Genomic DNA, 14983 nt, shown 5'->3' with positions numbered 1-14983 from the left:
GCTTCATGTGACTTTACTTTTGGAAGGTATAGGAAAGTGATAGGTGGTGGCTTTGGCCGAGCAAAGTCGTGGAGCCAAAGGCATAGTCAACATAAAGTTGTCTTGCCCGGAAGCCAAGTCCGAAGGTAGCGCGATTGGTAAGTGTGCTGAAGCCAGAGCGCAAGGCCAGTTTCTCCTGCAGCAGCTGGTATTCTATACCTGCTTTGAAGTTGGCGGGGAAGTTAATATGCTTTTCGGTTTCGGCAAGTAAGAGGAGTTTCTGATAAGGGCGGTAGGCTAGGCCGGCTTTCATGACAGTGGGTAGCCTTTCGTCATCAAACTCGGCCAGTTTGGCCTGGTTGATATTGTAGGCATAGGCTCCGAAGAAAAAGCCCGGCACGATCTCCGCCTGTCCGCCCACCGACAGCGCTACTGCCTTTCGACTGCCATAGCCCTCAACAGTCACCTGCCACAGGTCTATTTTCCCGCCCAAGCTGAACTGACCCAACTTGTGGCCTATACCTATTCCCACATGCTGCTGACTGAACAATTCGTCGCCAAAGCGGCTCATGCTCACACCGTAGTTTCCATACCTGGCAGTAGGGTATACCGCCTGTAGCGCCACCGTCGAAAAAGCCCGTACGCCAAAGCGGTTCTCGACATAAGCCCCGACCTGTGCCTGTTCCAGGGTACCTATACCTGCTACATTGTTGTTGAGCGCCCAAAGGTCAGGCAAGGTAACAGAGGCATTACCCAGTGCAGCGGCACGTGCACCCGCAGGTACATCGGCCTGCGCCTGTGCAAGGCAAGGCAGTAAGAGGAGAAGCAGGAAATTAAGTTTGTTTTGTAGAAGTTGCGTTATCCCATCCGGTTTTGTTTATAGCTAAAGTGCTATGTACGAGGGGGTAGGGAGATAGTTTGTCAGAATCCTTTTTAATCCTCAAAATCCTGATCCAAACAAAAAGGCGCTGAGGATATCCCCAGCGCCTTTGCAATTACTGACTAAAGAAAGTTTCAGCTTAGTTCTTCACTTCCACTTTCGCTCTTTTCTTGCCGTCCTTTTTCTGAACTTTCACTGATTTCTTACCTGCAGCGAGTTCAGCTTTCGCTTCTTCGATGGCGGCATTCAGCAGTTCAGTTGAACCATTGTCGCTAGGAGTGCCAGCGGCAACGCCCGCGTCAGCTGGGCCTGGGCTGTTGGTGCTCACGATCGTCATCTCGTTAATCAGGTTAGAAGCACCGGCGTATTTGTCTACCATGAACAGCACGTAGTTGGCGCTCACGTTGATGCAACGCTTGTAATCCGGATCATACACCAGGTCACCAGTCATAGCTTCCCAGTTACCGTCGAAGGCCAGACCGATCAGCTCACCGTTACCGTTGATCACCGGAGAACCTGAGTTACCACCTGTGATGTCATTGTCGGTGATGAAGTTCACGATCAGCTCGCCGTCCTTGTTGGCATAGCGGCCGTAGTCTTTCGCTTCGTACAGCTGCTTCAGTTTCGCAGGCACGATGAACTCCTCGTTGCTTGGGTCTTCCTTCTGCATCACACCTTCCAATGTAGTGAAGGTCTGATATGTCACGCCGTCGTATGGCTGATAGTTCTTAACTGAACCGTAGCTCAGGCGGATAGTAGAGTTCGCATCCGGGTAGTATACCTTGTCCGGGTTCATCTGGCGCAGACCAGCTACGTACAGGCGGTTCGCACGGGCCAGTTTGGCGTTGCTCTCAGCCAGTTTAGGCGCGATGTTCTGCTGATAGTTCTCCATGATGGAATTTACCAAAGAGAAAGCCGGGTCATTAGCCAGTTGTTTCTGTGTAGGGTTGTTCAAAAACTGGTCTACCTTCTGCTTGTTTACCACAAACGAGTTGCTGTACACATGGTCAGCCATTTTGTTAAAGTCGCCTTTGTACTTGGCCACCATCTGCTTGAAAGCCTCTGGCTGCTGATCTTTGGCGATGTCTTCATGGTAGTACTTCATCATGGCGGCAAACACTTTCTTGTCAGTAGCCATGTTATAGTCTTTGAAGAAAGCGTCAGCTCTTGGCTTCAGGTCCTCGGCTGCTTTTTTAGCGGCATCAGCGTTACCTGATTTCAAAGCATTGAAAACCGGCGTCATGCGGTAAGCGAACAGTAGGGCTTCTGTGCCCAGTACCGCTTCGTTCAGGTATACGCTGCCTAGGTTATACTTCTCGATCTCTTTATAAGCCTCGTTCATGTCATTCAGGGCGCTGCCATACATGGCTTTGCGATCTGCATTGGCATCGGCCCAGGCCTGGAATTTCTTCTCGTCCGCACGCTTGCCTTCTACCGTCTTCATGCGCTTGATGCCTTCATTCTGACCGATAGAATACTTGTAGTAGTTGGCAGTTGAAGCATACTTAGAGGCATACTGGATGCGGGTAGCGTCGCTCTTGTCCATGTCTTCTTTCCACAGAGCCAGTTTCTTGTCACGCAGTTTAATGCGCGATTTGTTCAGCTGCTCTACATCAAGAATTAAACCCTCAGAAGTCATGAAACGCTTCGTGCGGCCCGGGAAACCGAATACCATGGCGAAGTCGTCCTGTTCTACACCGCCAATGTTGATCGGCAGGTGGTGCTTTGGCTTGTAAGGCACGTTCTGAGCAGAATACTCAGCTGGCTTGCCGTCCGGTGCCATGTACACACGGAACATCGCGAAGTCACCTGTGTGGCGCGGCCACATCCAGTTGTCGGTGTCGCCACCAAACTTGCCAACGGCAGATGGAGGCGTGCCCACCAGGCGCACATCGTTGAAGCGCTCGTAGATGAACAGGTAATACTCATTTCCGTTGAAGAAGTCGCGCACGTAAGACACGTAGCGGCCATTCTCACTGGCTTCCTTGGCGATTGCCTGCGCGCGCTGCGAGGCAAGCTGCAGACGCTCTTTCTCAGGTGTGTTGTTATCAATACCCTCCAGCACTTTGGCAGTCACGTCGTCCATACGCACCAGGATGTCCACGAACAGGCCTTCGTTTGGAAGTTCCTGCTTGCGGTCCATGGCCCAGAAGCCATTGGTCAGGTAGTCTTTCTCAGGGGTAGAGTGTGACTGGATCTGTCCGTAACCACAGTGGTGGTTGGTCAGCAACAGACCTTCGGCAGAGATGAACTCACCTGTACAGAAGCCGCCGAACTGCACAATGGCGTCCTTGAGGCTGGAGTTGTTCACGTTGTAGATTTCTTCGGCAGTCAGCTGCAGGCCTTTTTTCTGCATGTCAGCGTGGTTCAGGCGCTTGATCAGCATCGGCAGCCACATACCTTCGTCCGCTTTGGCGAAGGGCACGCAAAGCGAAACTAAAAGAAGGAGTGAAAGGATTCTTTTTAACATGAAATTTTGTTTAGATTAGTTAAACTGTGACAAATTTATTTAAAAATTGCGTTACCTAACAGTTGTTCGGCAAATAAAACGCACCAAAACCGTACCATGACCTGGCTTTTTAAAAAACTATTGCTCGCACTCCTTTGGGTATACCGCAACATGATTTCCCCTCTGAAGCCAGCCACTTGCCGTTATACGCCGACCTGCTCAGCCTATGCACTTGGTGCCGTGAATAAGTATGGACCTTTTAAAGGCGGTTGGATGGCGCTCAAGCGGATTGGGCGGTGCCATCCGTGGGGTGGGAGTGGTTATGATCCGGTGCCGTAGTTAAGAACCCGCAGGCTGCCTGAAGAATATAATATGTAATAAACCAGTTATCGCTATTAGCTCTGCTTTTATTTTGTTAAACTGCAGTCTGTTCGGCAATTCAGCCACAGCCTAGGTTTATAATACATTTATCAGCATAGGCCATGATTATAAGATTAATAGAGTCTAACGGCTCTGTGAAAGCTTCCATTCCACTTGTTGACATTAAACGTGTCGAAACCCGTACGCTAAACTTTTTCGGTGAAAGTACACACAACCTGTACCTTTTCATGGGGGAGGAGGGTGATGAGTATTTTATGCTGCTCACTTATTTGTGCCCCATCCATATGGAAAAGGCAGGACGTAAGTTACAAGGCCTGATCAGGCAGGCGGCGCAAGATGGTCCTACTGTCGGGGAAGTTGTGTTTGAGCTACATCCCGACGCAGCACCGGCCACAGGTTTAACTCCAGATGTTGCCCATCCCTAATAACCTGCGATAGCAGTCATAAAGCAGGCCAATCAGGTAAAATTCAGGAAGAAGATTTCGGGAGATAGCGGAGCATCTGCTTGACCATTGATTCGGCTGTGCTGGCGTAGTCCTCCTCGTATTTTTTCATTAGCTCTTCGCGGCTGGTCTTTTCTCCTTTGGCCTGTTTCTCCCACAGCACCGAAAGCGAGGCATAGGGAGGCAGTACCATACCCACTGCATTATAAAAGTTACTGATGTTGGCAATGATGTGCTGCGCACCGTCAGAGTCGCCCGTTATCACAATGCCACCTACTTTGCCCTCTAGTCTGGATTTTTTGCCTTCTAAGATTTCATCGTGCAGCTCGTCGAGTCGCTCGATCACCCGCTGTATCTCTGACGATTGGTTGTTCCACCAGATCGGTGTGGCAAATACAATAATGTCGGCAGCGAGTATCTGTTGCAGTATACCTGGCCAGTCGTCTCCTTCGCCCATATCGCTGTAAGTGCCTGCCAGAATGTTATGCTCAACCAGCTTGACGATGCTGCAGTCAATGTCCTGCTTCTTAAAGTATCCTGCCAGAAACTCGGACAGAACCTCCGTATTGGACATACCTTCTTTTTTGAGAGTGCCTAGTAAAATGAGTGCTTTCATACTCTGCTTACTCAGAACAACTTCTGTATGTTTGGCTTTGCAAGGCCTTCTAACTGAAAATCAAGGTATGGATGAGGAGTTACAGCTTATTCGCAATCTTAATCAGCGTTTGAAATAACATACTCGGACTGCTGGCCTGGTTGATAGCTCCTGTTACAAACGCACTTTTGGCAGGTATGTAAAAAGCTGCGGTGCCCGTAGAGCCGCAGTGGCCAATCAGGTCAGGTATGGCTTTGAAGGGCGAAAGGAGGCGGGGCGTGTAGAATTTCTGTATGCCGATGCCGTACTTGAACGGGAAGAAAATGCTGTTCCATTGCTCAAGCTCCTGCAATCTGTTTTTCGGGTAGAAATGTCCGTTGAAGAAGGCTTTCACAAAAGTCATCAGGTCCTGCGTCGTGGAAACTATGTCGTACCGGGAGGAGGACAGGTATAGCGGCAGGCTGACCTGGTGACTTTTGTGATAAAAAGGGCTGAACGTCCTGCTCTCTTGCAGGCTGATGACATAGGTAGCGGCCATACCTAACTCTTCGAAAACAGCAGCCAGGATTTGATCCAGTGGCTGCGCCATTACCGACTCCAGTATCCGCCCCAGCAACTTGAAATTGGTGTTTCCATAACTGGCCTTGCCTGGCTGGCCAGGAGCGAACTTCGTGCGCATCTGCTTTACCTGCTCTATGGTTTTTTCAAGTGGCCAGGCGGCGTCCTGGCTGCTGAGCAGTTCCTTCATCAGTTTTGGCTGCCCCGGACACTTGTCTATGAGGTAGCAGGGCAGACCGGATGTCTGGGAGATGAGGTGCCTGATCGTCAGTTCCTCTGCATAATCCAGACCCTTGTATACATGCAGCCCCTGCATCAACCCGGCAGGCAGGTATGCCCTGATTTTATCGTCCAGGCCCAGTCTGCCATCTCTTACAAGCCGGAGCGTCACAGCGGCCAGTATAATTTTGTTGACGCTCGCGATGTAGAAGGGAGTATCCGGCTGCATGTTGCCAGCAGCGCTCATCAGTGAAAATGAGCCATCGGCAGCCTCCACCCGAAAAGCGGCGCCGTGGATGTGTTTTTTTGCGGCAGTACTCGCCAGGATCTTGTCGAGTGCTTCCTGGGTTAGGTTTTTCATAGTGCAGATAAGGATGAAGCTGCAAATGAACAGAATTTCGGGGTAATTTTTATACCTGCCCGAAAAGAGCAAAAGCTACTGTAGCGTAACAGGCATGTCGAATACTTTTTGCTCTTTGCTTTCCGTGAAGCCAGTTTTCTGGTAGAAAACATGAGTGTCGGTTCGTGCGGTATGGCAGCGTACCCGTAGTCTTCCAACTGACTGGTCAGCAGCCCACTCGTTTACCTTATGTACCAGCTGCTGCCCTATACCTTGACGACGAAAATTCTGATCCACGACCAGGCCACCGATCTCCACAAATGGCTCTGACTCCAGGCGAAAGGTATGGAAGCCATGTATCCAGCCGACTATCTGATCAGCTTTAATTGCTACAAATCCGCAATGCTCTTTTCGGGCCAATACCTGGCCTATTCGCTGCTCCATTTCCTCTGCCGACACGTTATAGCCAAACTGTTGGGAAAGGCTGGCAAGGGCGCCTGCATATGCCGGGGCAATTTTTCTGATTGTGATGCTCATTGTGTTTTATTTTACCACCTCCTTCATCCACGCGCTGATCGTCTCCAGCGCCACAGGAGCCATGGTTTCCTCAATAGTAGCATACTCGCCGGGCAAGCCGGTGTCAGCCGTCTGAAAGATGTGGTTGAGGCCTGGCAGTTCTTTGATGGTGTTGCGTTTGTTGCCAGCGGCTTTCAAGGCTTTTTCGGTGGCGGAGAGATTGGCTGCAGCAGCTACTTGCAAGTCTTTGCTGCCGTTAAGGGCGAGCACGGGCATTTTCAACTGGCGCAGGGCAGGGGCTGGGTCGTAGGCCAGGAAGTGCCGAGCCCAGGGTAGGCTCAATTGCGCTACAATGGCATTCTCCGCTTCAGGGCTCAGCTGCAGCTGTTTTATTTCCTGCTCCGTCATACCGGCTTTTGCTTCCTGTTCGAGCGCTCTTATCTTTTGGCTGGCTGCGTACACATCGACTTCCGTTGCGGCGGTTTCGAACTGCGCGCGTCGCAGCTTCAGTAGTTTCTGCAGCGTTTCTTCAGGTATGCCCCCTTTTTTATAAAGCGCTTCATTTTGCTGCACGAGCAGCTCAACACCCGGCATGGCACTGCCAGCCAGCAGCACTACAAAGGCTACATCTTTGTTAGTGGCGGCAACACTACTCGCTATCAGAGCGCCCTCGCTTATACCTAGTAAACCCACTTTCCTAGGGTTCACGGACTGGTGCGACTTCAGGAAGGTATAGGCAGCCTGTGCATCTGAGGTAAAGTCCTGGGTAGTGGCCAACATAGCATTGCCTCCCGACTTGCCTGCACCACGGTCGTCGAGGCGCAGCACGGCAAAGCCCTGGCGGGTGAGGTGGTCGGCCAGCACCAGAAAAGGCTTGTGTCCCATCAGGGTCATATCGCGGTCCTGGGTGCCGGAGCCGGTAAAGAGGATCACGGCCGGATGCCTGCCTTTGCCCTCAGGTATAGTGAGTGTGCCCGCCAGTGTGATGCCTGCTGCCTTGTTCTCCACGGTCACTTCCTGCTCCTGGTAAGGGTACGGCTTTGCAGGCGTCTGCGGTCGGCGCACTTCGGCTGCTATTCCTTTGGTCAGGGCTAGCGGGAAGGCCATGCCACTCTGCTTCCAGTGCCCTTTTATAGACTCCGGGCCAGTCCGCTTGCCGGCGTATTCGATGCCACCGTAAGGTATGCGCAGGTATAGGCTGTCCCGGGTGAGCTCAGCCTCAGGTATAGCCATGCCCTTGACCCCCTGCAGCGGGATGTCCATGGTAGCAGTGAGTTGCCCGCTTTCTGTGCTGCTCAAGTGGAAGACTATCGTGATTTTATTGCCACCTGCCTGCAGGGTGCCGTTCCAGCTGCCATCAAGTTGGCCGGGTGGTGTCTGCTGTGCCATGGCGGTGTTAAAGAGTAGTAGCGTCAAGCAAAGGATAAGGGCTAATTTGTTCATGCTATACCTGTTGTGTGTGGATAAATGCTTTGCGCGGATAAGTCGCCGGCTTATGACTGCTGTCTTAACCTTTGCTCTTTTCGGTAAATTGTGAAGGAGTAGATGGTCGGGATCAGGACAACAAGCGCTATAATGGCGATAAAGAAGATATGCTCTAATCCGGGTATGGGTAGAGCCCCCAGTAGAATCAGCAGTATCCCCCCGATGATCCAGAGGATGCCACCCAGCCGGTGCGTCTTGCGCCATACCTGTTCGCTCTCCAACGTCCAGGGTGTGCGGATGCCGATGAAGTAGTTGGGCTTCACCGCCTGGAAGTAATTGCCGAGCGCTACCAGCAGCGCCCCGATCAGGATAAACAGGCCGTTAGGCTTGAAGGTAGCCGGATGAAGCGATGTGTGAATGAGGAAGATGCAGAGCGCCGCCATGAAAGAGATCAGTATAAAGCGCAGCTGGTGGTACTTACTGCCCATGGATTTCAGTTTTCCCTTCGGGTCGATGTACGGCACGGCCAGCAGAATAAGATTGAGCAGAGCCGTCGTGCCCACCACTATCAGGATCATGGTTGACTTCCCTGCCCAGCCATCGGCCTCGCCTTTCAGGTTGAAGTGCACCGGCACTTGCTCTGGCATACTGTTCCAAACCACCGCCAGGTATACCAGCGGAATGCAAATGATCACCCAAAGTATGATCTCTCGGGTCAGGTTTTTGGTTTTCATGCGTCTAATCTTTAAGCGTGATGATCCATTTCATAATGTCGTCCAGCACCGTGGTGTTAAGCGAGTAAATCACAAACTGCCCTTGCTTCTGAGAAGTGACCAGCTCGGCCTGGCTCAGAATGTCAAGATGGTGCGAAATGCTGGGCTTGGTGATATGAAAAGCCTCTGCAATGTCGCCAGCGGTCAAATCCTTCTCCTTAAGCAGGTTAAGGATCTCTCTGCGGGTTTGATCATTGAGTGCCTTGAATACTTTGTTCACGTTGCTTTTAGGTATTTAGATAAATATCTAAATATTATACGAAAATGCAAAATATTAGTCAGATAATTATTGCGCTTGCGATGCAGCACCTGTTTATGAGATTGTGTAACTTCGGTTTTCAGAAAGAAACCATGCAAGCACCTGACCATACTTTAAGCGCTAACTCAGTCAACCTGGTACTGCACGTGCTCACGCTGCAGGGGCAGGATGCAGCGGCCTTATGTGAGGTGGCAGGTATAGACTCAGAGCAGTTACAGGATGTGCATGGTCGTGTTACCATTGCCCAGATGGTGGCGCTCTGGCAGGCAGCTGTCAGGGCCACTTCCAATCCTGATCTGGCACTGCATGTGGGCGAGGCCCTGAACCCGACCTCGGCAGGTATCATCGCCTATGTGATGATGAACGCCCCAACCCTGCACGAGTCGCTGCGCAAGCTCTGCATGTACCAGGATATCGTGTGCGAAGGTATACGGACCAGTCTGCAATTGCGGGGGCAGGAGGCGCATGTGCTGCTGGAGGTCATAAGTCCGGCATTGCGCGAGCCCCGGTATGCGATCGATTGCGAAATGGTGATCTATAAGAATGCCTTCGAGGCTCTGATCGGGCAGGAGCTGCCACACAGCAAAGTCATGTTTGCTTACCCACTGCCTGACAGCATTCGGGAGCATCGTCGCCTGTTCGGGAAAACTACAACCCTGGAGTTCGATGCTGCCTACAGCGGCTTCGTGTTCGAGGCGGATTGGCTGCAGAAGCCGGTGGTCAGTGCCAACCCTGAGCTGAACCTGCTTTTTGAACAGTATGCAAACGAGTACCTGCAGCGCTTGCGTGAACCGCGCTCGCTGACAGAGCGGGTGCAGCGCGAACTGGCCCGGCAACTGAAAGGGGAGGAGCCTAATGTGACCAGCGTGGCCCGCAGTCTGGCCCTGAGTGTGCGCTCATTACAGGCAAAGCTAAGTGAAGAGGGAACTACATACCAGCGTGTGCTGGACAGTGTGCGGCAGGAGCTTGCCAAGCAACACCTCAGGAGCGGACACCATACCGTGGCAGACGTGGCCTACCTGCTCGGTTTCTCTGAGCCAAGCGCTTTTAGCCGCTCCTTTAAGAAGTGGACCGGACTCCCGCCGCAACTCTACCGGCAAAGCTTAGCTGAGGCCTGACTCAGGCTTTGAATTGCTTAAAAACTATGTTCAGCCATTATTTTTTATTAAATTAGCGGAATCGCATATTTTACCCAGCTAATACCCGTGCTCCGATCAAAACCTTTTTTTTATTCTGTTTTTCTGTTCATCACACTAATACTGGCAGGCGGATGCGCTGAATTTGACGAGTCCGCCAATAACAAGGCAGAAACTACTCCCGATTATGTGGCTAGTGTAGATGAGTGGCACCAGGAGCGGGAGGCAAAGCTGAAGGCACCAGACGGCTGGCTCACTTTGGCGGGCTTGTTCTGGTTGCAGGAGGGCGATAATACCTTCGGCAGCGGGCCTGACAACACGCTGACTTTTCCGGAAGGCAAGATCTCGGGTAAGGCTGGCGTGATCACGCTGAAAGGCGACACAGTAACCACCAGCATCAACCCGGGAGTGGAGGTATTGTTAAAAGGGCAACCAGTGCGTGAGGCGCTGCTTTATACCTCCGGCATGGACTCAGTGCCCAAACTGACGCACGGTACGCTGACCTGGTTTGTGATCAAGCGAGGTGACAGGTATGGCATCCGTCTCCGTGACCTGCAGAACGACGTCCTGGTGCACTTCAAAGGTATAAAGCGCTTCCCTGTGAAGGCAGACTGGCGTGTTATGGCCAGCTTCGTGGCACACCCCACCCCGAAGCAGATCGCCATTACCAACATGGTTGGGCAAACGTCTATGCAGGACTCACCAGGTACGCTAATTTTCACGCTGAACGGGCAGCAGTATCAGCTGGACGCGCTGTGGGAAGGGGAAGAACTCTTCATCATCTTTGCTGACAAAACAAACGGCATCGAAACCTACGGGGCAGGCCGCTATCTCTATGCGGCCAAGCCGGGGCCAGATGGCACTACAGTGCTTGACTTTAACAAAGCCTCGAACCCGCCCTGCGACTTTGTGTCCTATGCAACCTGTCCGCTGCCTCCGCGACAGAATTTTCTGCCCATTATGATTGAGGCAGGAGAGAAATCTTACGGAGAGTATTAGGCTGCCTTCTCGCTTGGTTTATGGTCAGGCAGCTGATTCTTTCCTGAACCAGTCCAGGGTATCGGCAATGGCCTTCCTCATCGGGGTTGGCTTAAAGTCAGGCAGGGTCTGCCGGAGCTTCTCATCGTTCAGCAGGATGGTGTTTTCCCACAGGTAGCCCATCTCGGCAATCTCGCGCATCATGGGCATGAACAGGCCGAGCAAACGGAACAGCCACTTGCTGTGCAGTTTGTGCTTTGGTTTGGTGCCGGCTACCTCCGCAGTCTGCGCTTGCCAGGCTTTTATGCTGGGCACCACCTCGCCCCCGAAGTTGTATACCTGGTAGGGAGTGTCTGGCTGCAGTTGGAGTAGTTTATAAAAGGCACGGGCAGCATCAGGGGTATAGACCAGTTGGTGCGGTATGTCGTTGCGGTAGAGCCAGGGCATGGCCTCCCCTTGCAAGGCTGCCCTGAAGATCGGGGCTATACCTTCGTTCATGACGTTGGGTCCCCAGAAGTCGGGCAGGCGCAGGATCAGCACGCGGCAAGTCCCCTGCTGTGCCGCCGCTCCCAGCATCTGCTCCAGTTGCACACGCAGCGCTCCTTTTCGGGTGTTTGGTTGCATCGGGGAGTTTTCCTTTATTTCAGGCTGCAGGTTGCCATAGTTGTACACATTGCCCGGAAAAAGGATCGTGGCTTTGTTAACGGCTGCAGCAGCAATGACATGCTGTGTCACACGCTCCATGTTGTCTTGCCACTTGTCATAAGGGTAGTTGATGCCATGGAAAATATGCGTGGCCTTATGGCCTAAGTCATGCAGCAGCTCTTTGTCCTGCGCATCGCCCTGCACAATGGTGAGTCCGGCCTGTGTGCCGAACAGGCGGGATGCTCTATCACGGTCCCGTACCAGGATGGTGACCTGCTCCTGCTGCGCCAGAAGCACCTGTGTAAAGGCATAGCCAATGCTGCCGGTTGCGCCAAGTACGAGAAAATTTCTGTCCAATTTGTTCATTGCGTTGGTGTTATAAGTTTTATGATGCTGCAAAGATGGGGCTTAAAACTGCTGTTGTACTTGACCGATTCTGCAAAGCGCTTGACAGAAAATGCAAACAATTCAGTGCAAATGGGGTAAAATAAAAGGGAGGGCGGGGGGACTCCTATGGTGAAGGAACTTATGTGAACATCTATCTGTTAATATATAGTTCCGCGAAAATTTAAACAAAAAATTATGATAACAGAGACTATGTCTAAAACAGTAATTACGAGTGAACATCTGGCGAAAGCTATAACTTATACCCAATACCGCGAGTTAATTGACACATTGCTCGCAGAAAATAAAACCACAGGAACAAACCACTCTGAGGCTATGGTAGAGTATACCCGCATGAACGCCCAGCGCATGCGCCGCGTCGAGAAAACCACCGTGCTCGACAACGAAATGGTGGACCTGATGCTGAGTGTGCAGAATAAAATGATATGGGTGATCCTGACGGAAGCCTGGTGTGGTGATGCAGCCCAAACAGTGCCGGCTCTGGTAAAAATAGCGGATGCCTCGCCCCTGATTGAGGTGAAACTGATGCTGCGTGACGAGCATCCGGAAGTAATGGATGCCTACCTCACCAACGGAGGGCGCTCTATACCAAAGCTGATCGTGCTTGACGCCGAAACCATGGAAGAACTAGGTACCTGGGGACCACGACCTGAACCTGCCCAGAAGCTGTTTATGGATATGAAAACCCAGGAAGTACCATACAACGAATTTGTAGAGAAGTTACATGGTTGGTATGGCAAAGACCGCAGCAAAACCTTGCTACAGGAATTCAAACAGCTGATTCCACAGTGGGGCCACTTGCAGAAAATTGAAGAACAGCCAGTGGAACGATTCTAATAGCTCGTTTCATATAAAAGCGGCGACCTTAACATAAGGTCACCGCTTTTTTTTGTGCCTGCTTTTTACAAACTTAACGGGTCTTAGCCCGCAGTATCAGATTTACCTGCCTTATCTTATCGCCCACCTCCAGTTGGTGCACCACATCCATACCTTCTACCACCTTCGCGAAAATTGTATAGCGGCCGTCCAAATGTGGAGTAGGAGAGTGCGTGATAAACCATTGGTTGCTTTCCGTGTCTTTTCCGGCGGAGGCCATGCCTACGTAACCTTCGCGGTAGTGTAATGGGGCAAACTCAGATCGGATAGAGTAGTCGGAGCTTCCCCAGCCATCGCCACGCTTGTCGCCGCCCTGCGCCACAAAGTTTGGCACCACGCGGTGGAAGTACAGCCCGTCAAAGAACTGCTTGTTTGCCAGCTCTACAAAATTGGCCACTGAGCCCGGGGCATCCTCCACAAACAGCTCCAGTGAGATCACGCCTTTCTCAGTTTCAATCACCACCTGCTGGTCAGGGTGAATGGTTTGCACCAGTTGCCAGTCGATTGGGTGGGTGAAAGGATTCTGTGGAGTTTCAGACTGCTCTTTCCCGCTCAAATAATCGATGGTCTTCTGTAGCTCAATATTGGTTTCCATGTCACGGGGCAGCACGAGTTTCTGCTGCGCCTGGGTCAGGAAGGTATGGTCGCTGTAAACCTCCCGGAAGTTGAGTTTGGAGTTGCGGATCACGCCAGCCGCCAGGCCTGCCAGCGATACGTCGCCGGAGGCTATACCTTGTTTAAAGATAGCGGCAAAGTCCTGCTCCAGGGTTTTGGGGAAATCGGCCTGCTGGCGCATGGCGGTAAGTGCCTCCATGCCATAGGTGCCAATCACCGGTTGGGAAGCGGCAAAGGTTTCTTTGGCGATAAACTGGTAGTTGCCGTAGTCAGCAGAGAGTGCCTTGAGCAGATGCGCCTTGTCGTAAGGGTTCTCGGTGCGCAGGTATAGCTGCTGGTACTCCTGACTTAGTTTAGCCTTGTCGGGACTGTTGCGCAGGATCACCCAGATCAGACCTGCCCGCACACGGCCATCCTCTACCTGGCTGAGCGCCTTGCGGAGCGTACTGGTGTTCACACCGGCATGATTAGCCTGCAGAAATTCAGCCGTGGCCACTGCCGTGTTGATATTTTGATCGGTCAGGCCAGCCAGTATCGCTTCGTCTATCTCTTCAAATTCAAGTCCTGTCATGGAGCGGATCGCACTCAGGCGCACGCGGTAATCAGGGTCGCTTTGCACGATGCCGGAAAGTAGCGCTGCTTTGTCACGGGCATTTACCTTGGAGAAAGCCTGTGCCACCGTCATGCGCACATCCGCCGATTCATCTGAGGTAACCACGGTGGTCAGTTGCTGGCGGTAGGGTGTCAGGTCGAGCTTGGGGGTGCGGGCCAGCAGGTGAGCGGCAGCCAGTCGCACTTCATACGACTTGCTTTCGGCCAGCCACTGCACGGCACGTTCCACAGCTTGTGCACTGCTGATCTGCCGCAGGCCAGCCCGGTACAATCCCCATGCCTGTCCGGCCTCTGCTGTCTCGTTTGTTGCCCGATAATTTACCAGGAAGTTGAGTCCTCCGCTGTCAGCCAGTTTGCCGATTGCTTCCAAAACCTCTGCCTGCACCGCAGGGCGCTGTTCCTGTTGCAGATGCCGGATCATCGCCTGCTGGGCTTTTTTATGTCCGATCTGACCCAGTGCGTAGGCGGATGCAACACGCATCGCTGCGCTGGTGTCAGAAAGAGATGTCAAAAGTTGTGGTATGGCCAGTGTGTCCTGCACCGAAGCAAAGGCAAGCGCTGCCTCCTGACGGTACTGCAATGTCGGGTGGTTCAGGAAGTTGAGCAATTCAGCGGTTTTACGCTCGTCTTGTAAGGTATAGATCTTCCGAAGGGTAGAGTCAGCAAATTTGTTTATGCCCTGCTGTTGTGTATCGGTAGCCATGGGAGCGCTTTGCTGCGGCTGCTGCCGGCAGGCCGCAAAAAGGCCAAAGGCAAGTAAGAAGGTATAGCTTTTTTTCATCTGTTAGGCTTATGCGCTTTCAATATACTAAATGCCTTTAATATAGTCCGGTTTTAATGTTTTGGTATAAATTTCTTTGGTAACTATGTAATAATTAGTATATTGATCTCTTAAAGTT

At 52.0% G+C, this 14983-nt stretch carries 15 protein-coding genes; 5 read left to right on the top strand and 10 right to left on the bottom strand.

All coding sequences use genetic code 11. From position 1 onward, the window contains the following. Window positions 1–13 precede the first annotated feature (13 nt). Both BW972_RS15575 and BW972_RS15570 read right to left on the bottom strand, forming a co-directional pair. Entirely contained in the window at window positions 14–715 is a 702-nt protein-coding gene (locus tag BW972_RS15575; protein ID WP_083674214.1) for a PorV/PorQ family protein, read from the bottom strand. 283 nt (window positions 716–998) lie between these two features. After that, window positions 999–3329, bottom strand: coding sequence for a S46 family peptidase (locus BW972_RS15570; RefSeq protein WP_076422800.1), 2331 nt, complete (start codon window positions 3327–3329; stop codon window positions 999–1001). A gap of 96 nt (window positions 3330–3425) precedes the next feature. On the opposite strand from BW972_RS15570, the gene yidD reads away from it, so the two are divergent. Together yidD and BW972_RS15560 are read left to right on the top strand one after the other, a co-directional pair. Next, window positions 3426–3647 (top strand): membrane protein insertion efficiency factor YidD, encoded by a 222-nt coding sequence (gene yidD / locus BW972_RS15565; RefSeq protein ID WP_076422799.1) that lies wholly within the window; start codon window positions 3426–3428, stop codon window positions 3645–3647. A gap of 143 nt (window positions 3648–3790) precedes the next feature. Continuing rightward, window positions 3791–4114 carry a hypothetical protein gene (locus BW972_RS15560; protein WP_076422798.1) on the top strand — a complete coding sequence of 108 codons (324 nt, stop codon included), beginning with the start codon at window positions 3791–3793 and terminating at the stop codon, window positions 4112–4114. Window positions 4115–4157: 43 nt separating this feature from the next. Here the strand turns inward: BW972_RS15560 and BW972_RS15555 are convergent, their stop codons facing one another. The 6 genes from BW972_RS15555 to BW972_RS15530 form a co-directional block, all read right to left on the bottom strand. Continuing rightward, a complete protein-coding gene (locus tag BW972_RS15555) occupies window positions 4158–4748 on the bottom strand; it encodes a flavodoxin family protein (protein ID WP_076422797.1) in 591 nt (196 codons plus the stop codon). A 79-nt stretch (window positions 4749–4827) separates the two neighbouring features. Beyond that, window positions 4828–5865, bottom strand: a complete 1038-nt coding sequence (locus BW972_RS15550; RefSeq protein ID WP_076422796.1) for a serine hydrolase domain-containing protein — start codon at window positions 5863–5865, stop codon at window positions 4828–4830. A gap of 75 nt (window positions 5866–5940) precedes the next feature. Continuing rightward, window positions 5941–6381 (bottom strand): GNAT family N-acetyltransferase, encoded by a 441-nt coding sequence (locus tag BW972_RS15545; protein WP_076422795.1) that lies wholly within the window; start codon window positions 6379–6381, stop codon window positions 5941–5943. Window positions 6382–6387: 6 nt separating this feature from the next. Continuing rightward, on the bottom strand, window positions 6388–7803 hold the full coding sequence (locus tag BW972_RS15540; RefSeq protein ID WP_083674212.1) for an alpha/beta hydrolase: 1416 nt from the start codon (window positions 7801–7803) through the stop codon (window positions 6388–6390). Between the two features lie 50 nt (window positions 7804–7853). Then, the gene (locus BW972_RS15535) at window positions 7854–8519 is read right to left on the bottom strand and encodes an SdpI family protein (RefSeq protein ID WP_076422793.1); all 666 of its coding nucleotides are present in this window, start codon (window positions 8517–8519) and stop codon (window positions 7854–7856) included. A gap of 4 nt (window positions 8520–8523) precedes the next feature. Further along, window positions 8524–8778 (bottom strand): autorepressor SdpR family transcription factor, encoded by a 255-nt coding sequence (locus BW972_RS15530; RefSeq protein WP_007652068.1) that lies wholly within the window; start codon window positions 8776–8778, stop codon window positions 8524–8526. A gap of 95 nt (window positions 8779–8873) precedes the next feature. On the opposite strand from BW972_RS15530, the gene BW972_RS15525 reads away from it, so the two are divergent. Both BW972_RS15525 and BW972_RS15520 read left to right on the top strand, forming a co-directional pair. After that, complete coding sequence (locus tag BW972_RS15525) at window positions 8874–9935, top strand: AraC family transcriptional regulator (RefSeq protein ID WP_159439864.1); 1062 nt, start codon at window positions 8874–8876, stop codon at window positions 9933–9935. A gap of 87 nt (window positions 9936–10022) precedes the next feature. Then, window positions 10023–10952 (top strand): DUF1684 domain-containing protein, encoded by a 930-nt coding sequence (locus BW972_RS15520; protein WP_076422792.1) that lies wholly within the window; start codon window positions 10023–10025, stop codon window positions 10950–10952. A 24-nt stretch (window positions 10953–10976) separates the two neighbouring features. Here BW972_RS15520 and BW972_RS15515 read toward each other — a convergent pair whose 3' ends face one another. Next, window positions 10977–11942, bottom strand: a complete 966-nt coding sequence (locus BW972_RS15515; protein ID WP_007652065.1) for an NAD-dependent epimerase/dehydratase family protein — start codon at window positions 11940–11942, stop codon at window positions 10977–10979. A gap of 231 nt (window positions 11943–12173) precedes the next feature. Between BW972_RS15515 and BW972_RS15510 the strand changes: the two genes are divergently transcribed. Then, window positions 12174–12818 carry a thioredoxin family protein gene (locus BW972_RS15510; RefSeq protein ID WP_007652064.1) on the top strand — a complete coding sequence of 215 codons (645 nt, stop codon included), beginning with the start codon at window positions 12174–12176 and terminating at the stop codon, window positions 12816–12818. 73 nt (window positions 12819–12891) lie between these two features. Here the strand turns inward: BW972_RS15510 and BW972_RS19660 are convergent, their stop codons facing one another. Continuing rightward, entirely contained in the window at window positions 12892–14865 is a 1974-nt protein-coding gene (locus BW972_RS19660) for a peptidylprolyl isomerase (protein ID WP_083674210.1), read from the bottom strand. Window positions 14866–14983: the final 118 nt, after the last annotated feature.

Origin of the sequence: Pontibacter lucknowensis (assembly GCF_900156415.1) — a bacterium.
GTDB lineage: Bacteria > Bacteroidota > Bacteroidia > Cytophagales > Hymenobacteraceae > Pontibacter > Pontibacter lucknowensis.
This window is presented reverse-complemented; position numbering and strand designations above follow the sequence as displayed.

What these genes read in the sequence shown, in the direction of transcription:
- BW972_RS15570 (WP_076422800.1), bottom strand. Translation starts at nt 3,329, where the DNA reads ATGTTAAAAAGAATCCTTTCACTCCTTCTTTTAGTTTCGCTTTGCGTG.
- yidD (WP_076422799.1), top strand. Translation starts at nt 3,426, where the DNA reads ATGACCTGGCTTTTTAAAAAACTATTGCTCGCACTCCTTTGGGTATAC.
- BW972_RS15560 (WP_076422798.1), top strand. Translation starts at nt 3,791, where the DNA reads ATGATTATAAGATTAATAGAGTCTAACGGCTCTGTGAAAGCTTCCATT.
- BW972_RS15555 (WP_076422797.1), bottom strand. Translation starts at nt 4,748, where the DNA reads ATGAAAGCACTCATTTTACTAGGCACTCTCAAAAAAGAAGGTATGTCC.
- BW972_RS15550 (WP_076422796.1), bottom strand. Translation starts at nt 5,865, where the DNA reads ATGAAAAACCTAACCCAGGAAGCACTCGACAAGATCCTGGCGAGTACT.
- BW972_RS15545 (WP_076422795.1), bottom strand. Translation starts at nt 6,381, where the DNA reads ATGAGCATCACAATCAGAAAAATTGCCCCGGCATATGCAGGCGCCCTT.
- BW972_RS15540 (WP_083674212.1), bottom strand. Translation starts at nt 7,803, where the DNA reads ATGAACAAATTAGCCCTTATCCTTTGCTTGACGCTACTACTCTTTAAC.
- BW972_RS15535 (WP_076422793.1), bottom strand. Translation starts at nt 8,519, where the DNA reads ATGAAAACCAAAAACCTGACCCGAGAGATCATACTTTGGGTGATCATT.
- BW972_RS15525 (WP_159439864.1), top strand. Translation starts at nt 8,874, where the DNA reads ATGAGATTGTGTAACTTCGGTTTTCAGAAAGAAACCATGCAAGCACCT.
- BW972_RS15515 (WP_007652065.1), bottom strand. Translation starts at nt 11,942, where the DNA reads ATGAACAAATTGGACAGAAATTTTCTCGTACTTGGCGCAACCGGCAGC.
- BW972_RS15510 (WP_007652064.1), top strand. Translation starts at nt 12,174, where the DNA reads ATGTCTAAAACAGTAATTACGAGTGAACATCTGGCGAAAGCTATAACT.
- BW972_RS19660 (WP_083674210.1), bottom strand. Translation starts at nt 14,865, where the DNA reads ATGAAAAAAAGCTATACCTTCTTACTTGCCTTTGGCCTTTTTGCGGCC.